General features: G+C 62.4%; 21 protein-coding genes and 2 pseudogenes. 14 read left to right on the top strand and 9 right to left on the bottom strand.

Annotated features, from left to right (window positions below):
* Positions 1-71 precede the first annotated feature (71 nt).
* Genes mltA through NKJ08_RS26885 form a run of 3 tightly spaced genes read left to right on the top strand, consistent with a single transcriptional unit; the run spans position 72 to position 2,118 of the window.
* Positions 72-1,178 carry a murein transglycosylase A gene (gene mltA, locus NKJ08_RS26895; RefSeq protein ID WP_352529966.1) on the top strand — a complete coding sequence of 369 codons (1,107 nt, stop codon included), beginning with the start codon at positions 72-74 and terminating at the stop codon, positions 1,176-1,178.
* Positions 1,175-1,711, top strand: a complete 537-nt coding sequence (locus tag NKJ08_RS26890) for a Smr/MutS family protein (protein WP_352529968.1) — start codon at positions 1,175-1,177, stop codon at positions 1,709-1,711. Before mltA ends, NKJ08_RS26890 begins: the two co-directional genes overlap by 4 nt.
* A gap of 38 nt (positions 1,712-1,749) precedes the next feature.
* On the top strand, positions 1,750-2,118 hold the full coding sequence (locus NKJ08_RS26885; protein ID WP_352529970.1) for a helix-turn-helix domain-containing protein: 369 nt from the start codon (positions 1,750-1,752) through the stop codon (positions 2,116-2,118).
* A 9-nt stretch (positions 2,119-2,127) separates the two neighbouring features.
* On the opposite strand, the gene NKJ08_RS26880 is transcribed toward NKJ08_RS26885, so the two are convergent.
* The 3 genes from NKJ08_RS26880 to NKJ08_RS26870 all read right to left on the bottom strand — a co-directional run bounded on the left by NKJ08_RS26880 (position 2,128) and on the right by NKJ08_RS26870 (position 4,854).
* Positions 2,128-2,745, bottom strand: a complete 618-nt coding sequence (locus NKJ08_RS26880; protein WP_352529972.1) for a transglutaminase-like cysteine peptidase — start codon at positions 2,743-2,745, stop codon at positions 2,128-2,130.
* A 215-nt stretch (positions 2,746-2,960) separates the two neighbouring features.
* Positions 2,961-4,238 carry a polyhydroxyalkanoate depolymerase gene (locus tag NKJ08_RS26875; RefSeq protein WP_352529974.1) on the bottom strand — a complete coding sequence of 426 codons (1,278 nt, stop codon included), beginning with the start codon at positions 4,236-4,238 and terminating at the stop codon, positions 2,961-2,963.
* A 256-nt stretch (positions 4,239-4,494) separates the two neighbouring features.
* Positions 4,495-4,854: a septal ring lytic transglycosylase RlpA family protein gene (locus NKJ08_RS26870; RefSeq protein WP_352529976.1), complete on the bottom strand. Its 360-nt coding sequence runs from the start codon at positions 4,852-4,854 to the stop codon at positions 4,495-4,497.
* Between the two features lie 305 nt (positions 4,855-5,159).
* On the opposite strand from NKJ08_RS26870, the gene NKJ08_RS26865 reads away from it, so the two are divergent.
* Entirely contained in the window at positions 5,160-5,345 is a 186-nt protein-coding gene (locus NKJ08_RS26865) for a hypothetical protein (protein ID WP_352529978.1), read from the top strand.
* A gap of 49 nt (positions 5,346-5,394) precedes the next feature.
* Here the strand turns inward: NKJ08_RS26865 and NKJ08_RS26860 are convergent, their stop codons facing one another.
* Together NKJ08_RS26860 and NKJ08_RS26855 are read right to left on the bottom strand one after the other, a co-directional pair.
* The gene (locus NKJ08_RS26860) at positions 5,395-5,589 is read right to left on the bottom strand and encodes a hypothetical protein (RefSeq protein ID WP_352529980.1); all 195 of its coding nucleotides are present in this window, start codon (positions 5,587-5,589) and stop codon (positions 5,395-5,397) included.
* Positions 5,590-5,623: 34 nt separating this feature from the next.
* Positions 5,624-6,205, bottom strand: a pseudogene (locus NKJ08_RS26855) (ABC transporter permease subunit); the annotation flags it as partial.
* Between the two features lie 495 nt (positions 6,206-6,700).
* On the opposite strand from NKJ08_RS26855, the gene NKJ08_RS26850 reads away from it, so the two are divergent.
* The 5 genes from NKJ08_RS26850 (at position 6,701) to NKJ08_RS26830 (ending at position 11,787) form a co-directional block, all read left to right on the top strand.
* The gene (locus NKJ08_RS26850) at positions 6,701-6,892 is read left to right on the top strand and encodes a hypothetical protein (protein ID WP_352777337.1); all 192 of its coding nucleotides are present in this window, start codon (positions 6,701-6,703) and stop codon (positions 6,890-6,892) included.
* Positions 6,893-7,039: 147 nt separating this feature from the next.
* Positions 7,040-7,492: an RrF2 family transcriptional regulator gene (locus tag NKJ08_RS26845; protein ID WP_352529988.1), complete on the top strand. Its 453-nt coding sequence runs from the start codon at positions 7,040-7,042 to the stop codon at positions 7,490-7,492.
* Positions 7,493-7,553: 61 nt separating this feature from the next.
* Positions 7,554-8,894 carry an FAD/NAD(P)-binding protein gene (locus tag NKJ08_RS26840; RefSeq protein ID WP_352529990.1) on the top strand — a complete coding sequence of 447 codons (1,341 nt, stop codon included), beginning with the start codon at positions 7,554-7,556 and terminating at the stop codon, positions 8,892-8,894.
* Positions 8,895-9,184: 290 nt separating this feature from the next.
* The gene (locus NKJ08_RS26835; protein ID WP_352529992.1) at positions 9,185-10,609 is read left to right on the top strand and encodes a pyridoxal-phosphate dependent enzyme; all 1,425 of its coding nucleotides are present in this window, start codon (positions 9,185-9,187) and stop codon (positions 10,607-10,609) included.
* Entirely contained in the window at positions 10,606-11,787 is a 1,182-nt protein-coding gene (locus tag NKJ08_RS26830; protein WP_352529994.1) for a cystathionine gamma-synthase, read from the top strand. The genes NKJ08_RS26835 and NKJ08_RS26830 overlap by 4 nt, the downstream gene beginning before the upstream one ends.
* Before the next feature lie 84 nt (positions 11,788-11,871).
* Here NKJ08_RS26830 and NKJ08_RS26825 read toward each other — a convergent pair whose 3' ends face one another.
* Positions 11,872-12,894, bottom strand: a complete 1,023-nt coding sequence (locus NKJ08_RS26825; protein ID WP_352529996.1) for a hypothetical protein — start codon at positions 12,892-12,894, stop codon at positions 11,872-11,874.
* A gap of 91 nt (positions 12,895-12,985) precedes the next feature.
* On the bottom strand, positions 12,986-13,522 hold the full coding sequence (locus NKJ08_RS26820) for a hypothetical protein (protein WP_352784181.1): 537 nt from the start codon (positions 13,520-13,522) through the stop codon (positions 12,986-12,988).
* Between the two features lie 191 nt (positions 13,523-13,713).
* Between NKJ08_RS26820 and NKJ08_RS26815 the strand changes: the two genes are divergently transcribed.
* From NKJ08_RS26815 to NKJ08_RS26800, 4 genes are all read left to right on the top strand, one after another.
* The gene (locus NKJ08_RS26815) at positions 13,714-14,688 is read left to right on the top strand and encodes a GlxA family transcriptional regulator (RefSeq protein WP_352530000.1); all 975 of its coding nucleotides are present in this window, start codon (positions 13,714-13,716) and stop codon (positions 14,686-14,688) included.
* Between the two features lie 293 nt (positions 14,689-14,981).
* Positions 14,982-16,286, top strand: a complete 1,305-nt coding sequence (locus NKJ08_RS26810; RefSeq protein WP_352530002.1) for a M24 family metallopeptidase — start codon at positions 14,982-14,984, stop codon at positions 16,284-16,286.
* Between the two features lie 20 nt (positions 16,287-16,306).
* The gene (locus tag NKJ08_RS26805; RefSeq protein WP_352530004.1) at positions 16,307-16,984 is read left to right on the top strand and encodes an isochorismatase family protein; all 678 of its coding nucleotides are present in this window, start codon (positions 16,307-16,309) and stop codon (positions 16,982-16,984) included.
* A gap of 16 nt (positions 16,985-17,000) precedes the next feature.
* Positions 17,001-17,978: an alpha/beta hydrolase gene (locus tag NKJ08_RS26800; RefSeq protein ID WP_352530006.1), complete on the top strand. Its 978-nt coding sequence runs from the start codon at positions 17,001-17,003 to the stop codon at positions 17,976-17,978.
* A 5-nt stretch (positions 17,979-17,983) separates the two neighbouring features.
* Here the strand turns inward: NKJ08_RS26800 and NKJ08_RS26795 are convergent.
* Positions 17,984-18,247: pseudogene (locus NKJ08_RS26795) on the bottom strand (hypothetical protein); the annotation flags it as partial.
* 167 nt (positions 18,248-18,414) lie between these two features.
* Here NKJ08_RS26795 and NKJ08_RS26790 point away from each other — a divergent pair.
* Positions 18,415-20,055, top strand: a complete 1,641-nt coding sequence (locus NKJ08_RS26790) for an ABC transporter substrate-binding protein (protein WP_352530008.1) — start codon at positions 18,415-18,417, stop codon at positions 20,053-20,055.
* 240 nt (positions 20,056-20,295) lie between these two features.
* Here NKJ08_RS26790 and NKJ08_RS26785 read toward each other — a convergent pair.
* A partial coding sequence (locus NKJ08_RS26785; RefSeq protein WP_352784177.1) for a pyridoxal phosphate-dependent decarboxylase family protein occupies positions 20,296-21,518 on the bottom strand: 1,223 nt, incomplete at its 5' end.

The raw sequence follows: 21,518 nt of genomic DNA, 5'->3' as shown, positions 1-21,518 counted from the left end.
GTTTGGGACAACGACATGCATAAAAACAAAGACCTAAAGCGCGTCGCGCGTTAGGCGACGGCGAGGCTCCGGTGTCGCTATCTTCCTCTTTCAGCAGAAAATCCTTTGACCAGCTGCCCGGCTGGGACGAGGACGACCATCTCCCGGTGTTCGCCGCCTTTCGCCGCTCGGCCTTTCATGTCCTGACGAAACCCTACCGCTCCGGCGCGCTCGGCATCGATTTCAACGCCTTTGCTGAAGCCTATGCCGAAGCACGCACCGTTTCGCCGGCGAATCGATTCGAGGCCCGAAGCTTCTTCGAGCGCCACTTTGTGCCGGCCCATATAGAAGCAGAAAACGGCGGCTTCGGCCTCGTCACCGGCTTTTACGAGCCCGACGTCGAAGCCTCGCCGGTGCGCACGGACCGATTTTCGGTGCCGCTGCTGTCGCGCCCGGCCGACCTTGTCGATATCGACGGTGCCAATCGTCCTTCCGGCATGGACCCTTATCTCGCCTTCGCTCGCCAGGCGCCGAACGGCCCGGTCGAATATTTCGACCGCGGCGAAATCGAACGCGGCGCGCTTGCTGGAAAAGGCCTGGAGATCGCGTGGCTCGCCGACAAGGTCGACGCCTTCTTCATCCACGTACAGGGCGCGGCACGGCTCAACATGACCGATGGCAGGCTTCGCCGCATCACCTATGCCGCCAAATCCGGCCAGCACTTTACCGGGCCGGGCAAGATCCTGAGCGACATAGGCGAAATCCCGCTGGAGAAAGTGACGATGCAGTCGATCCGCGCCTGGTTCAAGGCGCATCCGGAGCGCATCGACGAGATCCTGTGGCGCAACCGCTCCTACATCTTCTTCCGCGAGATGGGCGTCGACGACCGGGAGCTCGGCCCGATCGCTGCCGCCAAGGTGCCGCTGACACCCGGCCGCTCGATCGCCGTCGACCGGCTGCTGCACACATTCGGCACGCCTTTCTATATCGATGCGCCGTCGCTGACCGCCTTCGACGAAAAACCGTTCCGGCGGCTGATGATCGCGCAGGACACCGGCTCGGCGATTACCGGGCCGGCCCGCGGCGATTTGTTTGCCGGGTCGGGCGACGCGGCCGGCGAGATCGCCGGCGTCATCCGCAACGCCGCCGATTTTTATGCGCTGATCCCCCGGTCGCTGGTTTCAGGAGCAGACCGATGACCCGGCACATCGACAGGCTGAGCGAGGACGACCGGATTCTATGGAACCTGGTGGCGCGCACGGCAAAACCGCTGAAGGGCAAAACCGCCGTCGAAATTCCACACGTCGGGCCGGAGATCGACGAGGCCAGGCACGCGCCGCCGCCGGCACAGGTCGCGGCCAATCCTGCCGCGGCCGCAAAACCGAAGGCGCAACATGTTTCCCACGCACTCGACGAACCGACGCTGGACAGACTGTCGAAGGGCCGGCTGCCGATCGAGGGCCGCGTCGACCTGCATGGCCTGACCCAGGACGAAGCCTATTCGCTGCTGTTCTCCTTTCTGCACCGGGCGCATGCCGGCGGGATCCGCTATGTCCTGGTGATCACCGGCAAGGGCTCTTCGTCGGGCGGCGATGGCGTCTTGCGGCGCGCCGTGCCGTCATGGCTGTCGACGCCCGCCTTCCGGCCCCTCGTCTCCAGCCACGACCATGCCGCCCGCAACCATGGCGGCTCGGGCGCGCTCTATATCCGCTTGCGGCGGGCGCGCTCATGAGGACACACCCATGAGGATGCACCTATGAGGATGCGCTTGTGACCCCGTTCGGCGAAAAACTTCGCGTGCTGAGAAGCGAGCGCGGCGTCAGCCAGAAGGACATGGCCAAGGCGATCGGCGTCAGTGCGGCCTATCTGTCGGCGCTGGAACACGGCCGCCGCGGCGCGCCGAGCTGGACGCTGATCCAGAAGATCATCGGCTATTTCAACATCATTTGGGACGAGGCCGAGGAACTGGCGCGGTTGGCCGAAACCTCGCATCCGCGCGTCAAGCTCGACACGTCGGGCCTTAGCCCGGCGGCGACCGAGCTTGCCAATCTCTTGGCCGACAACATCGAAAAGCTCGACGAAGCCGAGCTTCGCCGCATCATTGCGTCGATCCGCGCCGCGCTGGCACAGCCGAAATGAGTTGCTTTGTTACTGGACCGAGCCGACCAGAACCTGCTGGCCGCCGCGGATCGAGACCCAGCGGCCGGTATTGTCAATCGCCTGCCGCTTGAGGAAACGATAGCCGGTCTGGTCCCAGGAACGGACCTGGTCGGTCAGATTGTCGAGGATGTAGTCGCCCTTGTCGGTGCGCACCGTCAGCACCGCGTGGCCTTCACCGTCGGGCTTGCGCACGACAGTCATCAGCAGATCGGCAAACGACACGCCCAGCCGGTTCAGCTCACGGCGCTTTTCCAAGACATAGTCCTCGCAGTCGCCAACGCCCTTGTCGGGATAGGCCCACACCTCGTCCTTGCCATAGATGTCGAAGTCGCTCATCGGCTTGACGGCGGCGTTGACCCGAGCGGTGACGCTCATGAGCTTGCGCCACAGCGCGCCGGTCATGCTGGCGGGCGACAGGTCCTTCGGGCGGACCGAGCATTCGGACGGGTAGGTCTTGCAGAAATCATAATGGCCGATCGGCTGCGAGGTCGGGCCCCCTGTCACCATCGGGCTGGCTGCCGATGCCGAACTGGCCCAACCTGCTGCCATTGTCAGCCCAGCCAGCGCGCACAGGCGCAGCGTTCTCGCCATTGGTGAGGAAATCATTGTCCCCGCTTGTCCCTTGTTATTAACGAAACGTTAAGGGGTATTTACAGTCCGTGTCAATTATGAGGATGGATTGATTTTGCGGCATGGTTACCCGCGTGGCGCCAACGCGACTATTGTGCAACAGCTCGAATGGACTACACCGGTTCCAACCGGTAATTTTAGCGTTGGCCGACCTGATGCGAAGTCGCGGGCGCAGCATCATCGTCGATCGCCTATTTCTTGCCGGCCCGGACCAGTTTTGGCTTCACCGCAACGCGGTTCTGACGGCCATAGCTGGTAATGAAATCAACGATGCGCGGCACGATTTCGGAGCGGAAGCGCGAGCCGTTGAATACACCATAGTGGCCGACCGCCGGCTGCATGTAATGGGCGTGCCGGTCGGCCGGGATGTTGACACAGAGATCGTGCGCGGCCTTGGTCTGGCCGAGGCCGGAGATGTCGTCGTTCTCACCCTCGACGGTGAACAGGGCGACATTGCGGATCGCCGAAGGGTCGACCGCAACACCGCGATGCGTCATTTTGCCCTTGGGCAAGGCCTGGCGGACAAAGACGGTGTCGACCGTCTGCAAGTAGAATTCCGCGGTCAGATCCATCACCGCGAGATATTCGTCGTAGAATTCGCGGTGCTTCTCGGCATTGTCGCCGTCATGCTTCACCAGATGCATGAAGAAGTCCTTATGGGCGATGATGTGGCGGTCGAGGTTCATGCTCATGAAACCCGAAAGCTGCAGGAAGCCGGGATAGACCTCGCGGCCGAAGCCCGGCACCGGCCAGGGCGCGCGCATGATGACGTTGTCGCGGAACCAGTCGATGCCCTTTTCTTCGGCCAAGAGATTGACCGCCGTCGGGTTGCGGCGCGTGTCGATCGGGCCGCCCATCAGCGTCATCGTCGAGGGCACGAAAGGATCGCACTTGGCTTCCATCAGCGCCACCGCCGCCAACACCGGCACCGAAGGCTGGCACACCGCCATCACATGGGTGTCGGGGCCTAGCGCATGCAGCATGTCGACGATGTAGTCGATATAGTCGTCAAGGTCGAAGCTGCCGTCGGCGAGCGGCACCATGCGGGCGTCGACCCAGTCGGTGATATGCACGTCGGCATAGGGCAGCATCGCCTCGGCCGTGCCGCGCAGCAGCGTCGCATAGTGGCCCGACATCGGCGCCACGATCAACAGCTTCGGATCCGGCCGGCGCCCGGCAGGAACCGCCCGCTCGAAACGGACCAGGTTGCAGAACGGTCGCGACCAGACGGTGTGTTCGCTGACCTCGACGTTTTTCCAGTCGACCACGGTCTTGGTCAGGCCGAATTGCGGCTTGCCATAGCGGCGCGTCGTGCGCTCGAACAATTCGGCTGTTGCTGCAATCGAGCGGCCCCAGGACGTGTGTGAAATCGGATTGAGCGGATTGGAGTAGAACAGGCGCACCGTATCGGCATAGAGGCGGGCCGGCTGCAAAGCGGCATGGTTCAGTTCGTAAAGCTGGTAGAACATCGAGAACCCCGCTGCCGACTGCGATCGAAGGGCCGACGAGCAGCGCCGAGCCTTGTGTCTTGCGGGAGGTTAGCAACAATCTGCTGCGATGCAATACGTCAACTTGCGTGATTTATGCTCGTTCTTTCGTCCAAGACGTTGAGAATCCGCCTTCAATGGCAACAGCCGGCTCAATGTGCACCTGCGAAGGCGTAGCAGAGAGTACGGCTATCGGTACGATCATCGGAGGAGGTGTCCGGCCGTGGCGACCGGACCGTTAGACGCGTGCCATGCAGACAGCGGTATGGCCCGAGCTGATGAAGCCGAGCTGACTGGCGGCGCCCTTCGACAGATCGAGCATCCGGCCCCTGATAAACGGGCCGCGGTCGTTGATGCGCACGACGACACTGCGGCCATTGTTGCGGTTGGTCACCTTCAGCTTGGTGCCGAACGGCAGGCTGCGATGCGCTGCGGTCAGCGCCGACGGGTTCATGCGTTCGCCGGAAGCGGTTCTGGAATGCAGTGAGTACCAGGAGGCACGGCCGCACTGCGCGGCGGCGCTGGCAGTGGATGCGCCGACCATCAGGCCAGCCGCGATCGTGGCCGCGACAAGCGCGGTCTGATTGCTTTTGTTCATGTGTTGGGGACTGGCTCCGTTGACAGACCCGCAGCGGTTAGGGGCGAATGAGGCAGCAAATGCGGCAATGATCTGTCGGCTCCATGGCAATGTTACACGTTTGGAGTCGGCGCGAAACAATTTGTCATAGAGTTTCCGCAGCGCAGCACAGCTTCCTTGATGATCTTTGCATCGATCTGCGGATGTCTTGCGCAAGATCGGAGGTTAGCATCTAAGTAGAAGCTGGCGTGACCGAGCCACTTCTTCTCGCTATTCCATTCCGGCCGGAGCGCGGCTGATGATCGACTTGGAAAGGAGTTTTAGCAATGAGATTGATCAAAAATCTGCTAGCCTTGATTGTGCTCGCCATCGGCGTGCTGTGGTCATTGCAAGGCATCGGCCTTGTCGGCGGCAGCTTCATGACCGGCCAGTCGCAATGGCTCTATACCGGGGTCGTGATGGTGCTGGTCGGCCTGGCGGGATTGGCCTGGGCGAACCGTTCGCGGATTTGAGAGGACGTCGATCCTCGGGAGCCGCTGCGGCACAGACATGCCGAGCCGGTTACCGCGACCAGTATTGCCAGCCCCAGTAGAAACTTTCGTCACGCGGCGGCAGGCGGTTGCGCTCGGCATCCAGCTGGACCGGCGTCGGCGATTTGCGTTCGTCTTCAGGCGGCTGTTTGTCCCCGGTCCTGACCAGGCGAAGCCAATGGCCGAAATGCGCGAACAGCACAGCGGTGGAATGGGTCATCGTCATATGTCTCTCCTGGTGTGTCTCTCCTGGCCCCCAGTCATTCCCGTCCCGCCCACGGCACGAGCCCGCGCTCGATCCTGCGGATGACGAATTCGAGCCCGAAGGCGATCACCGCGATCACCAGTATGCCCATCACCACCACGTCGGTGACCAGGAACTGGGCCGCCGACTGGATCATGAAGCCGAGCCCGCGCGTTGCCGCCACCAGCTCGGCGGCGACCAGCGTCGACCAGCCGGCGCCGAGTGCAATGCGCAGACCGGTCAGGATCGAGGGCAGCGCGCTGGGCAGGATCACATGCCGGACAAGCTGCATGCTCGTCGCGCCGAGCGAGCGTGCCGCATTGATGCGCTCCTGCGAGACGCCGCGGACGCCCGATGCCGTCGACAGTGCGACCGGCGCCAGCATGGCAATGGCAATCACCAGGATCTTGGAAGGCTCGCCGATGCCGAACCAGATGATGACCAGCGGCAGGTAGGCAAGCGGCGGGATCGGCCGCAGGAATTCGAGCAGCGGATCGAAGATGCCGCGCCCGACGGTGCTGATGCCGATCGCCAGCCCGATGGGAACGCCGACGACAAGGGCGGCGATCAGCGCCGCGAATACTCGGCCTAGGCTGGCGGGTGGACATGAAAGGCTCCTTGAAAACAGAAAAACCGGATCGCCCTTCATAGTCAGCTAAGTCTATAATCCTTGTAGAGTAAAATCCTTCCAACCATTGCCGGCTTGTTAGAAAAAAGCCGTCGGTAACGCGGCGCGAAGGCGGATGTGGCGGCTGGGGATTGCTCTGCTGCCATGACGGCCGGCAGTCGGTAGCGGACGGGAACGGTGCCGAAGCTCCGGTGCTTCGCACCTGTTCGAACCACGGGGACGGAGGCCTCGGCAATGTCGAACGTTTGCGATTTGCCCCGAAAGGAGCGATCGACGTTCGCCACACTGGCGCTTCGCGTCTTTCGGGCGACCGGCGAATGCGCCGTCAGCCGCAAACAAGAATTTTCCGTTTTGGCGCGTTCACCGGCAAATCCATGCTGCGAACGGCCGAGTAATTGAAAACGAATTTCCTGTGTTAAGGGATAAGTCTAGTATTCTTATCGACATTGAAGGATGGAGAGGACGATGAGCGACGACACCCTCCTTATTGCCGCGCGCAGCATGCATTGGCCTTCAAATTCACGGGTAGAAGCCGCTGCCGGTATTCTCGCCGATCGGGACATTCCTGTCGCCGGGCGGTTTGCCGGTGTGCCATTGGCGGAGGCTTCTGTGCTCCCAAGGGCGCAAGCCCCGGCCAAAATGGCCATTGCGGCTTGAAAACGAAGCAAAATCAACGTTTCCCGGCTTGTATATCATGTCACTAGAATTTATCTGTAGTGACAGCTTGGACGCGGCGGGGAGGCACGCCAGGCGTTTCGCAACCGGTGGCCTTGCGCCATCGCATGACAGAGAAACGTTCGGGTTATGCTCACGAAAAAAGGTAAGTACGGTCTCAAGGCGCTCGTCCATCTGGCGCGCCTACCGGTTGGACAGCTCGCCTTCGTCAACGACATCGCCCGCGGAAACAACATTCCGAAAAAGTTCCTCGATGCCATCCTTGGCGAATTGCGCAATGCCGGTTTCGTCCAGAGCCGCAAGGGCAAGGAGGGCGGCTATCGCCTGGCGCGCCCGGCGGACGAGATCAAGGTCGGCCACGTCGTGCGCGTGCTCGACGGGCCGCTTGCACCGATCCCCTGCGCCAGCCGCACCCAGTATCAGCGCTGTGAAGATTGCAACGAGGCGACATGCCAAGTCCGACATCTGATGCTCGAGGTCCGGCAGGCGATCGCCGAGGTGCTGGACCAGCGCAGCCTCGCCGAGATGCGCGATATCGCCGGCGACGAAGATCTTTCGGTTGCGTTGAAAATCCAGGCCTGAATCAACAAAGCCTGACCCGACAATTCCGGAACCAACGGCCCCCGAGACAATTGGTGCGCGCATGACCGGCCGCGCAAATTCAATTATCATTGTTGGCGGCGGCGCCAGCGGCGTCGTGCTTGCCGCGCATCTCCTGAAATCGCCCAATCCCGATCTCCGCGTCAGCCTGATTGAAAAACGCCCGCATTTCGGACAGGGCATCGCCTATTCAACGCTGCTGTCGGCGCATGTGCTGAATGTCAGCGCGGCCGGCATGAGCGCCTATGCCGACGATCCCGGCAACTTCTCGCGCTGGCTGCTTGCACGCGGCCTGGCAACGCCCGAGCAGGCGCCGGTCTACGCGCCGCGCAGCGTCTACGCCCGCTATCTCAAGGAGCTGCTCGACGAACTCGAGGCGCGTGAGCAGCAGACAGGCCGGCTGCGCCTGATCCGCGAGGAGAGCCTGTCGATCTCGCCAACCGCGTCCGGCGTCGAGGTGGCGCTGGCCAACGGCACCAGCGTCGTCGCCCATCTTGCCGTGCTTGCCACCGGCCATGACGAGGAGCCGGGGGCCGGGCAGGGTCACGCGATCAGGATGGGGTCGGAGGCCGACACCGCGCTCGACCCCGACAGCCGTGTCATGGTGCTGGGCACCGGCTTGAGCATGGTCGACGCCTTCCTGTCGCTCGAACAGCGCGGTCATCGCGGCGAGATCGTCGCGGTTTCCAGGCGCGGCCTGCTGCCGTCGCCGCATCGCAAGGGCAACCCGATCAGGCTCGACGTGGCCGATATCCCGCTCGGCACCCAGCTTTCCTATTTCGTCGGCTGGTTCCGCGACCTGATCCGGGAGAACCAGAAGGCCGGCGTCGACTGGCGCGACGTTGTCGACGGTCTCAGGCCGTTCAACCAGAAGATTTGGCAGAACTGGCCGTCCTCGGCCAAGCGCCGCTTTGTCGAGCACACCAAGGCCTGGTGGGACATCCATCGCCATCGCATGGCGCCGGAAGTCTACGCCCGCGTTACCGAGGCGGTGCAAGCGGGCCGCATCCGGCTTGTCGCCGGGCGCGTCGTCGACATCGCCGCCGGCGACGGCTTCACCTTGCAGGTCCAGTCCCGCCACACGCAGCGCCTCGAAAGGTTCGACGTTGCCCGCATCTATGATTGCACCGGCATCGCCCGGGACATCTCGGCAACCTCGAACAGCTTGGTGCGGTCGCTGGTCGACCGCGGGCTGGCCCGGCCGGATCCGCTGCGGCTCGGGCTCGACGTAAGCGCGAATTGCGAGGTCATCGCCAGCGACGGCACGGTATCGGCCAAGATCCTCGCCGTCGGGCCGCTGACGCGCGGCACCTTCTTCGAGATCGACGCCATCCCGGACATTCGCGTGCAGTGCGCGCGGCTGAGCAAGCAGCTGCTGGGCTAACGGGTCGATATTCAGGTGATGCCGGCCTGCAAACGGCGGTTTTCTGCGCTTCCGGTGCTCACGGACCCGAATGTCCGCTCCGCTCCGGTTCTCGAAACCCACCATTTTCGGCTCGGCCTGACCTGAATCTCAACCCCTTACTGCGCGCCTGGCAAATAACTGGAATCCCATTCCTCGTCTGGCCGTCGGATTGGCACGATCTATCTTCTTTCCAACTGCAAACGGCTGGAAAAGACGGTAGGTTGCCGTCTTCCAGGGCGGTTGCTCATCCTGGCAACGGAGCATCTGACATGAGCAAGCACAAGATCGTGGCACAGGACGATGCATCGTCTCGCCTGCGCCCGCCCTATGCCTCGGTTCTCGACCTGATCGGGCAGACGCCGATCGTCGAGCTGACCAAATTCGACATCGGCAAGTGCCGGCTGTTCATTAAGCTCGAAAGCCAAAATCCCGGCGGCTCGATCAAGGACCGCATCGCGCTGTCGATGATTGCCGCCGCCGAAAGACAGGGCAGACTGAAGCGCGGTGGCACCATCGTCGAGGCGACTGCCGGCAATACTGGTCTCGGTCTCGCCCAGGTCGGCATCCCCAAGGGCTATCGCATCATCCTCGTCGTCCCCGACAAGATGTCGCGCGAAAAAATCCAGCATTTGCGGGCGCTCGGCGCGGAGGTGCGGATGACGCGTTCCGATGTCGGCAAAGGCCATGCCGAATATTATCAGGACATGGCCGAGAAGATCGCCGCCGAGCTGCCCGGCGCCTTCTATGCCAACCAGTTTGCCAACCCGGCCAATCCGCACGCCCACGAGACCACGACTGGGCCGGAAATCTTCCAGCAACTCGAAGGCGATGTCGATGCGGTTGTCGTCGGAGTTGGCTCCGGCGGCACACTGACCGGGCTCGGCCGCTATTTCGCAAAGGTCTCGCCGAAGACCGAGATGATCCTCGCCGATCCGGTCGGCTCGGTGCTGGCGCCCTTGATCAAGACCGGCAAGATGGTAGAGGCCGGAAGCTGGACCGTCGAAGGCATCGGCGAGGATTTCGTCCCGCCCAATGCCGATCTGTCGCTGGTCAGGAAGGCCTATTCCATCCCCGACAAGCAGAGCATGCTGGCGGTCCGCGACCTGCTTTCCAAGGAAGGCATCCTTGCCGGCTCGTCGTCGGGCACGCTGCTTTCGGCGGCGCTGCGCTATTGCCGCGAGCAGACCGTGCCGAAGCGCGTCGTCACCTTTGTCTGCGACAGCGGCAACAAGTATCTGTCGAAAGTGTTCGACGACTTCTGGCTGGCCGAGCAGGGCCTTGCCGAGCAGGAGCAGCATGGCGATCTGCGCGATCTGGTGATGCGCTCGCACCGCACCGGCGACACTGTGTTTGTCGGCCCGGACGAAAGCCTGCTCAACGCCTATGGCCGCATGCGCCGTTCGGATGTCTCGCAACTGCCGGTGCTGGACGAGGGCAAGCTCGTCGGCATCATCGACGAAAGCGATATCCTGGCCAAGGTCGAAGGCCCCTATGACAGCCGCTGGGACCGCTTCAAGGCCCCGGTTAGTACGGCCATGACCTCTACCCTGCACACGCTGCAGGCCAGCCAGACGCTGGACGCGCTGCTGCCGGTGTTCGACCGCAACGAGGTCGCCATCGTCTTCGACGGCGACGAGTTCATTGGCCTGATAACCCGCATCGACCTGATCAACCATCTGAGGCGCGCCCGATGACCGTCAAAGCCACCATAACGGGCAAAAACCGCCTCGCCTTCTCGACGCGCACCATCCACGGCGGCCAGAGCCACGACCCGACGACCGGCGCGGTGATGGTGCCGATCTATGCCACCTCGACCTATGGCCAGCAGAGCCCCGGCGTGCACAAGGGCTTTGAATATGCCCGCAGCCAGAACCCGACCCGCTTTGCCTTCGAGCGCGCGGTGGCCGACCTCGAAAGCGGCACCGCTGCCTTCGCCTTCGCTTCCGGCCTGGCGGCGATCGCCACGATTTTCGAACTGCTCGACTCGGGCGCCCATATCGTCGCCACCGACGACATTTATGGCGGCACGTTCCGGCTGCTCGAACGGGTGCGCAAGCGCTCGGCCAACCTCCAGGTCGACTTCGTCGACTTCACCGATCTTGCCGCGGTCGAGGCGGCGATCCGACCGGAAACCAAGATGCTCTGGGTCGAGACGCCGACCAACCCGCTGCTGCGCGTCGTCGATCTCGAAGCGGTCGCGGCACTGGCCAAGCGCAAGGGCGTGATGTCGGTTGCCGACAACACCTTCTGCAGCCCCTATCTGCAGCGGCCGCTGGAACTCGGCATCGACATATCAGTGCATTCGACGACGAAATACCTCAACGGCCATTCCGACATGGTTGGCGGCGTCGCGGTGGTCGGCGACAACAAGGATCTGGCTGACCGGCTGAAATTCCTGCAAAACGCCATCGGCGCCATTTCAGGGCCATTCGACAGTTTTCTCGCGCTGCGAGGCCTGAAGACGCTGGCGCTCAGGATGGAGCGCCATTCCTCGAACGGCCAGAAGATCGCGCACTGGCTGGAAAGCCGCCCCGACATCCGTCGCGTCATCTATCCCGGCCTTCCCAGCCACCCGCAGCATGGCATCGCCAGGCGACAGATGCACGCCTTCGGCGGCATGATCACGGTCGAGCTCGACCGCGACCTCGCCGGCACAAAACGCTTCCTCGAACACACGCAACTGTTCACGCTGGCCGAAAGCCTCGGCGGCGTCGAAAGCCTGATCGAGCATCCGGCGCTGATGACACACGGCTCGATCCCGGCACAAAAGCGCGCCCAGATCGGGATTTCGGATTCGCTGGTGCGGTTGTCGGCTGGGATCGAGGATGGTGACGATTTGATTGCGGATCTGGATCAGGCGTTGGCGAGTTGAGCGGAGTGTGCCAGAGCTTGGCTTCACTCGCGATGATGAGGCGGAGGCGCCAGGGCGGGTTCGCATCGGTTTCAGAGCCTCGGGCTAGCCTAGGCGGTTCCATTGGCCCCCAACATTTATTAGGTACCCGACGCGAACCTTTTGGATGGCTCTCTCATTTTCCGGAACTATGCCAACTCCGATCGGAAGATTTCCAAACGGAGCGTGGTTTTTGCCTGCAAGATGCAGGAGCATCGTTTCCGTGACATCCGTCAAGCTGGCGACCCATGCCGACATAAAGGCGGTCAGATCGGTCTCATCTATCGGAGTCTTGGAGTGTACCACCCTGATCGACGGCCGCGTAACTGTCCCATTTAAATTGAGGCAAAAATCCTGTGCTATAACCCGCTGATCATCTTTGCGGTGTTCGACACAATGGCGGGCGTTGCGAACTTGATGCGCAAACTTCGCCAACTCCCGAGCAAAGACTGTTGTGACGTCATTCTCGCCAAATTCCTTCATTAGGACTGAAGTCAAACTATCCGGCCATTTTCCCGCAGCTTTCATTTGCGGACCGTAAAAAACCTCCGCGAGGCGATAAATCGCTTGGAGAGCGTGCTCCGCTTTTTGAATGAAAGTGTTCGCTCGAGTTTCGACCTCCGTCACCGCGGGCAATCGTGTGGAATCCTTGGAGGAGTTCACCTCTGCGATTTGCCTCGCCTCATCAGTTTCGAGCTGGGACAGGATTTTCTGTGCCGCTAAGAGCTGGGTCATGATGTCGGCGGAGGTCGAAATGCCGAAGTCTCTTGTCTTGGGGTCCGGAAAATGGGCTTTTGGAAAAAGTCGGCTAGCCGAGAGTAGGGTCCGGGCCACGATATCGGACTCGGAACCGGCATCAGCAAACAATTGCTGGGTGTTGGGAAGGTCAATGTTCGTGCGATCGGGATCAAGTTGATCCGCCAGTTTGATCGAATGTATGGAATGTTCCTTGACAAGAAACATCGAATCCGTGGTCACGACCATATCAATGAGTTTTCCGCCGTCGTGACCAATGGTCATCGAAAAGGCTGACTCACGCTTCCGGTCGATTGGGCGTTTCAAGACTTTGTCTATTGGAGGTTTGCTCATAGTCTCGAATGTCGTGCGTGTCTGGTCGCCTGAAAAGTGCCGATGCTACGAAATCGCAATTAGAAGCGTGCGCCTCATTCCCCCGCTCATCTTACTGCGAAAATATACCAGCCTTCTGAGCCTGCATTACGGCCTCATAGCGCCTTGAAATCTCATTCAGTGGCAAAACTTGGCTATCGTCGAAACAATCCTCCCATGCCGCAGCCCATTGATAAAATGTCGACTTGGCGCGATCCCCCTCCTCATTCCGAATATGAGTGCGTAAACGCGCATCCTCACCAGCACCGTTGTAGGTCAGAAACAAAGCGTCCATGAAACTGGAATACGCTTCAAAAAATTTGTCATCAAGAAGATAGCGGTAGATATATACTAGGTGATCCAAGTCTCTTTTTGTATCAATTATCTCAAGGGGAGAGAGTTTTTTCCAATCCCCAATCCAGCGATAATAGCAAAATAACCTATTTATTTGAGGTGAAATCCTATCATAGATTTCTATCCTTTTCTCCACTAGCTTTCGGCTAGCCCATTGCTTTTGTTCGATTTCCTTGAGCGTCCGGCTAATTCTCCAACCTAGAATAGCAACCACGATCGGCGTAAGCGCCGATATAACAAGTTTCGCAATTTCCATCTGCTTCCCCCGCTTCCCTCGGGGAACAAACTACATTGTGCACAAATGCTCAAGCTCCACCTCCAATAGTCCCGCCGCCGACGCTTTTGGCGTGAACGATCGCCGATTGATGGAAGGCTGGCGGTTCCGGTTGACCCCGACCGCATTCGGCAGAATTGTACGCTCCATCCAGTTGCCGACGAGCATTACCCATGACCACCCCCACGCGCGACCCACCAAAACCCAGCGAGCCCCTCACCTTCGCGGTGCTGGTCTTCCCCGGCTTTCCGATGATGGCGTTCAGTTCGGTCATCGAGCCTTTGCGTGCGGCCAATGTGCTGGCCAAGCGGGACTGCTATCGCTGGATTATCGTCGGTCCAGCCAAAGGCCCCGTCGAAGCCTCGAACGGCGTCGTCATCCAGCCCGGCTTTTCCGCCCATGACGCGCCGAAGGTCGATCGCATCGTCGTCTGCTCAGGCGGCGATGCCGATCATCTCGTCGCGTACGATGCCGTGAGCTGGATCCGCAAGAGCCTGCGCGGTGGCGCCCATATCGGCGCGGTGGCGGATGCGGCCTTCTTTCTGGCGCGGGCCGGCCTGCTCGACGGCCATGCCTGCACCTTGCACTGGACCAGCCAGGCCGCCTTCACCGAGGCGTTTCCGGACATTGAGCTGCGGCGCGATCTCTATGTCATCGACCGCAAGCGCTTCACCTCGGCCGGAGGCATCGGCAGCCTCGACATGATGCTGGAGATCGTCACCAACGACTATGGCGCCGAACTCGCGGCCGGCGTCGCCGAATGGTTCGTGCACAGCCCGCTGCGCTCCAGCGTCGACCGCAAGCTGATGCCGCTGCGCTTACGCACCGGCGTCCAGAACGAGCTTGTGCTGTCGGCCATCGCCATCATGGAGGATGCGGTGGAGGAGCGGCTCGGCATGGCGGAGTTGGCAAATAAGCTCGGCGTCTCCTCCGACAAGCTCGAACGCAATTTCCGCTCCGAACTCAGCATCTCGCCCAATGGCTACTACCGCCGCCTCAGGCTGAAGCGCGCCGCCGACCTTCTGGCGCATTCGACGCTGATGGTGCGCGACGTGGCGCTCGCCTGCGGCTTCGCCTCGATGTCGAGCTTTGCCCGGGCGTTCCGGGAAGAGCATGGCCATGCGCCGAAGGTGATGCGGAGGCAGTAGTTCCTTGCGAGACGTTGGCGGGACAGCGCCCCTCTCTGCCCTGCCGGGCATCTCCCCCACAAGGGGGGAGATTGGCCGTCGCCTCCGCTTTCGCCAATTGCCAACGTCGCAAGAGTAGCGCCATCATCGAAGCTGCCGATCTCCCCCTCGTGGGGGAGATGTCCGGCAGGACGGAGAGGGGCAAGAAGGATCGCCGGCGCGTCGGGGCTGCGGCATCCGGCACAACATATGCGGCATCTCGCACAGCCTCTACGCGGCGCATAGCCCATCCTCGCCGCTTCCAGGAGGCACCCATGAGCATTGTCGTTTTTGACCCCGACAGCACCGAGGACGTCGATTTCAAGGACCGCATGCGCCATCCGGCGGCGGCCGATCCGGCCGGCGGCATGTGGCTGTCCGATACCGAGCCGTCCTTCATCGACGCCGACGCGCTGCGCAAGGGGCGCCTTGCCAAGCTGCGTGCCTGGATGCGCGAGGCCGGCTATGGCGGCGTCGTGCTGTTCGACCCCTACAACCAGCGTTACGCCACCGGTTCGCGCAACATGTTCGGCTATTTCCTGCGCAACTCGACGCGCTATTTCTTCATACCGACCGAAGGGCCGATCGTGCTGTTCGAATATCCGCAGAGCTACCATGTCTCGATGGTGCTCGACACGATCGACGAGGCGCGTCCGTCCAAGCTGGTATGGTCCTCGGTGTCGGGCCGCGACGACGAAACCGCGGGTCCCTTCGCCGACGAGATCGCCGATTTGCTCAAGGCGCATGGCGGCGGCTCGATGAAGCTCGGCCTCGACCGCTGCAGCCATCTGCAGGCGCTGGCGCTCGAAAAGCGCGGCTGCGACGTCCGCGATTGCCAGGGCGAGATTTTGGCGGTGCGCGCGGTCAAGACGCCCGAGGAAGTAAAATGCCTGCAGGTGTCGATGGCCGGCGCCGAGGCCGCCGTCTATGCCGTGCGCGAGGCGATCAAGCCCGGCGCTTCCGAAAACGACCTGTTCGCCATCATGTATGGCGAGGTGATCCGCCAAGGCGGCGAGTTCATCGAAACCCGTTTGCTGACCTCGGGCCAGCGCACCAATCCTTGGTTCAACGAAGCGAGCGGACGCAAGATCAGGCCGGGCGAACTCTTGGCGCTCGATACCGACACGATCGGCTGCTACGGCTATTATTCGGATTTCTCGCGCACCTTCCGCTGCGGCCCGGGCAGGCCGACCGATTACCAGAAGTCGCTCTACAAGATGGCGCACGACCAGGTTCAGCACAACATCTCGATCGTCAAGCCGGGCATGGCGTTTCGCGAGATTGCCGAAAAGGCCTGGAAAATTCCCGACCGCTTCGTCGACCAGCGCTATACCTCGGTCATGCACGGTGTCGGCATGCATGGCGAGACGCCGTTCATCGCGCACGCCATGGATTATGAAACCTATGGCCGCGACGGTTTTGTCGTGCCCGGCATGGTGGTCAGCGTCGAAAGCTATATCGGCGAGAAAGGCGGCCGCGAGGGCGTCAAGCTGGAGGACGAGATCCTGATCACCGAAACCGGCACCGAACTCCTGTCGCGCTTTCCTTATGAGGACGATTTCCTTGACAGGCAGGTTTGAGTGCTGACAGGCAGTTTCGAATGAAAAGCCCGATCTCGATCAAGCGCGGCACAGTGGCGGCGGTGTTCATCGATCTCCAGGAGGAGCACCGGCGGGACAACCGCTATCTGGTCGAAGGCTATGGCGACATCCTCGCCAATGTCCAGCGGCTGCAAGCAGCAGCCCGGGCCAATCACGTGCCCTTGTATCACTGGGCCTATATCGTCGATCTCGCCACTGCGCGGCCGTTCCATCCGGTCGAAGCGGACGGCAAGTCGGCCTTTTCCGACAAGGACGATCCGCTGACGGCTATCTGTCCGGAAGTGGCGCCTGCAGCCGGCGAGACGATGCTGGTCAAGACGCAGGCCAGCGCCTTTGGTGCAGGGCCCGCCGCCGAGCGGCTGAAGGCCCAGGGCATCGAATGGCTGGTCGTTGCCGGCGTCTGGACCGAGGCCTGCATCGATGCCACCGTCAAAGATGCAGTGGCGTCGGGCTTTCGTGTGCTGCTGGTCAAGGATGCCTGCGGCAGCGGCAGCACAGCGATGCACCAGACGGCCATCCTCAACCTTGCCAACCGGCTCTATGGCGGCGCCGTCACCACTACCGACGGCGCCTGCCGGCTGCTGGCAGGCGAGACAGTCGACGCCTGGCAGGTCGAGGGCTCGGTGCCGCTGCGCTTCAGCTATGAAAACGCTGCCCGGCTGTACGCCGAGCTCTGAGCGGGACCGCGCAGCGATGATCACTGAGGCCGACCAGCCCGAAACAGCAGAGCGCGGAAAATACCAGACGCTGCTTGAGCCTGAGCTGTGGGCCTATATCGACCGGGTCAACGAGTGGTATCCGCCCGAAATCGCTTTCATGCCGATCCACAGGCAGCGGGCGATCTATGACGCCATGTGCCGGGCGTTCCGCGAGCCCTATCCGGCCGGCGTCAAGGCGAACGACAAAACCGTCGCAGCAGCCGATCATGCGATCCCGGTCCGGCGCTACCAGTTGGCGGGCACGGAACCTCAGGCGATGGTCGTCTACTACCACGGCGGCGGTTTCGTGCTTGGCGGGCTCGACAGCCATGACGACATCTGCGCCGAGATCTGCGCCGGCACCAGTTTTGCGGTTCTGTCCGCCGACTACAGGCTGGCGCCCGAACATCTGCATCCGGCGGCCTTCGAGGATGCGCTGGCGGTGTTCGAATGGGCGGCGGCGCCGATCGGCCTGCCGATTGTGCTCTGCGGCGAAAGCGCCGGCGGCAACCTTGCCGCCGCGGTGGCGCAGGCAACACGCAGTAATCCCCGCCGCGCGATCGGCCAGGTGCTGATCTATCCCGAGCTGGGCGGAGACGAGAGCGCCGGCTCCTATGTCGAGCACGCCGGAGCGCCGCTGCTGACGTTGCGGGACATCGAATTCTATCGCCATATCCGGTCAGGGAAGGGACAGTCTCTGGACGACCCGACCTTTTCGCCGCTCAGCGATACCGACTTCTCCGGCCTGCCGCCGACGGTCATCGTCACCGCGCAATGCGATCCGCTGTCATCGGACGGCGAAGCCTATCGCGACCGCATCCTCGCCGCCGGCGGCAAGGCATGGTGGCGCGAGGAGCCGCGCCTCGTGCACAGTTTCCTGCGCGCTCGCAAGACCGTGCCGCGCGCCGGCCAAGCCTTCGAGCGCATCATCGCGGCTATAGCCGCGCTGGGTGGGGGTAAGTGGCCGGAGTGACGGTGTTCCGCTTTGTGTGGGTCCGGCCACGGGGACCAAGGTTGATTCAAACGCCGGCGATCTTCGCGCCCCTCTCTGTCCTGCCGGACATCTCCCCCACGAGGGGGGAGATTGGCAGCTTCGGCGCTGCACTCCTGCTGCAACGTTGAAGATTGGCGAAAGCCGTGATGACGTCCGATCTCCCCCCATGTGGGGGAGATGTCCGGCAGGACAGAGAGGGGCGCTGTCCCGCTAGCTTCTCGAAGGCTTCTGCACGGTGCAGTAAGCATAAGATCTCCCATCCTCCGATCTGCGGAACAGCGCACAACAACTGCGGAAATCCGAACACTTCCCCGCTCAGGCCAGCATTATCATCACCTCACGTAAGGCGCCCCTGCGAAACGCATCCACCCCCGCGGCGCGGTCGGTCGGAGGCGCCCAACAAAGAGGGACGACGATGAAGTTCATGCTGACCGATCGGAAATTGCATCCGCAGGCCGCGCCCGTCGCAGACGGCTTCAAGAAGGGCCAGATGAACCGGCGCGAATATTTTGCCACCATGGCCGCGTTTGGTGTCAGCGCTGCCGGCGCGCTGGCGCTTGGCGGGCTTGCTCCGTCACCGGCCAGGGCCGAGGAGCCAAAGCGCGGCGGCGTCTTGCGCGTCGCCATGAACGTCAAGGGCTGGAAGGATCCGCGCACGTTCGACGGCGTCGAGATGTCCAACGTCGCCCGCCAGTGCAATGAATATCTGGTGCGCTGGAACCGCGACTTCACCTTCGAGCCGTGGCTGCTGGAAAGCTGGGAAACCAGCGACGATGCCCGCGTGCTGACGCTGCATGTCCGCAAGGGCATCACCTGGTCGAATGGCGACACCTTCAACGCCGACGATGTCATCCACAATCTGACGCGCTGGTGCGATGCTTCGGTCGCCGGCAATTCGGTCGCCGCGCGCATGGGCGCGCTGGTCAACGCCGACACCAAGAAGGCCGTCGACGGCGGCATCGAGCGCGTCGACGACTTCACCGTGCGGCTCAACCTGCCCAAGCCCGACATTTCGCTGATTGCCGGCATGGCCGACTATCCGGCGCTGATCATGCACCGCAGCTATGAAGGCGACGGCGATCCGCTGAAGGCATTGGCGATCACCACCGGGCCTTGCGAACTCGTCGCATGGGACGCCGAGGTCGGCGCCGAAGTCCGCCGCAAGGAGAAGCCATGGTGGAAGGGCGAGTTCTATCTCGACGGCATCAAATGGGTCGACTACGGCTCCGATCCCAATGCGATGCTGTCGGCGTTCGAATCGGGCGAGATCGACACCGACCACGAAACCGCCTCCGATACGGTTTCGCAGACCGACTCCATGGGCCTGGGCAATTCCGAAATCGCCACCGGCTCGACCATCGTCGCGCGTTTCAATATCGGCAATCCGCCCTATGACGACATCAAGGTGCGGCGCGCCGCCCAGCTCGCCGTCGACAACGCCGCCGTGCTGAAGATCGGCATGGACGATCGCGGCAAGCCGGCCGAAAACCATCATGTCGGGCCGATGCATCCCGAATATGCCGATATCGGCCCAGCCGTGCGCAACATCGATCAAGCCAAGGCCCTGCTCGCCGAGGCCGGCAAGGCCGATCACGAATACGAGCTCATTTCGGTCGACGTCGACTGGCAAAAGAGCACCGGCGACGCAATCGCAGCGCAGATGCGCGAGGCTGGGCTGAAGATCAAGCGCACCGTGCTGCCGGCCGCCACCTTCTGGAACGACTGGAGCAAATATCCTTTCTCCTGCACCGAATGGCTCGGCCGGCCGCTCGGCGTGCAGGTGCTGGCGCTCGCCTATAAATCAGGTGCCGCCTGGAACGAGAGCGCCTATGCCAATCCGGAATTCGACAGCCTGCTCGACAAGGCGCTGGCAATGCCCGATCCCGCTGCCCGCAAGGAGATCATGGCGAAGATCGAGCAGAATCTGCGCGATTCCGGCATCATCATCCAACCCTACTGGCGCTCGGTCTACCGCACCTACCGCAAGGGCGTGCATGGCTGCGAGCAGCACCAGTCGCTCGAGCAGCATTTCGAGAAGGTCTGGCTCGAGGCGTGATCGCGGGTCTTTCCTTCTCCCCTTGTGGGAGAAGGTGGATTGGCGCGTAGCGCCAAGACGGTTGAGGGGTGCTGGACGGAGTGCGGTGGTGCCAAGCTGGAACACCCCTCATCCGACCGAGCTTCGCTCGGCCACCTTCTCCCCTAAGGGGAGAAGGTGGGGCCGCGTGAAGCCTAACCCCGGAATGGCAAGAACATCGCCTGTCCCGCCAGAGCGTTGTCGATCTTCGCGCCACACGGATCAGCCGGCGGTGCCCGCCCTTGAAATCTCCTGCCCGAGGCGCACCGTTTCCCGGACCAGCAGGTCCAGATCGTCGCGCCGGGTACGATGATTGTTGATCGCCACCCTGAGGCAATGTTGGCCATGCACCGTCGTGTCGGAAATGGCGGCGATGCCTTCTTCCTGCAGTCTCAGCATGATCTCGGTGTTGAGCGCCTTCAGGCGCCCGCCGTCCAGCCCGTCCGCGCGATAGCGAAAACAAACGATGTTGACGTTCGCTGGCGCCGCCAGTTCAAGCGCCGGTTCGGCCTCGATCAGCGCGCCGAGATAATGTCCCTGCGCGATGTTCTGGTCGATCAGCCGGCCGAACTTCTCGATGCCGTGCTCTCTCAGCGCCATCCACACCTTCAGCGCCCGAAATCCGCGCGTCGTCTGCAAGCCGAAATCGTGCAGCCAATGGCCGGAGGCGAGGCCGCGCGGCGTCGATTCCAGATATTCCGGCGTCACCGCGAACGTGCTGCGATGCGCGGAGGCATCCCTGATCAGCGCGCAGCCGACCTCGAACGGCGCATGCAGCCATTTGTGCGGATCGAGCGCGATAGAGGCGGCTCGTTCGATGCCGGCGACACGATGCGAGTTCTCCGGTGCAATGGCGAGCAGGGCGCCGATGCAGCCGTCGACATGGAACCAGAGGTCCTCTTTTGCCGCCAAGTCTGCCAGCGCTTGCAGATCGTCGATCGCGCCGGTGTTCACCGTGCCGGCCGTACCGATCACGCAGGCGGGCTTGAAGCCGGCCTCGCGATCCTCGGCAATCGCCGCCCGCAACGCAGCGATGTCGATGCGCAGCCCGGCATCGCTCGGGATGCGGCGCAGTGCCCGGTTGCCGAGGCCGAGGGCCTCCATTGCCTTGCGATGGCAGGAGTGGAGCTGGTCGGAGCCGTAGAAGCGCAGCGGCTTGTCGATGCCGGCAACGCCGTGCTCGCGCACATCGATGCCTGCCTTGGCGTTGCGCGCCACGGTCAGGCCGATGATGTTGGCCATCGAGCCACCGCTGACCAGCGTGCCGCTGGCCGTGGCGGGGAATCCCATCATCTCCTTGCACCAGTCGACGACCTGATTGTCCACCAGCGCGGCGGCATGGGTGCCGCAGCCCTGGTTGGAGCCCAGGGAACCCCACACCAAAAACCCGCGCGCGCCCGGGAAAATTCTCGACCCCAAAAACCAGTAGAATAAAAACAAAATAC

The organism is Mesorhizobium sp. M0244, assembly GCF_040321795.1.
In the GTDB taxonomy this organism is placed as follows: Bacteria; Pseudomonadota; Alphaproteobacteria; order Rhizobiales; family Rhizobiaceae; genus Mesorhizobium.
This window is presented reverse-complemented; position numbering and strand designations above follow the sequence as displayed.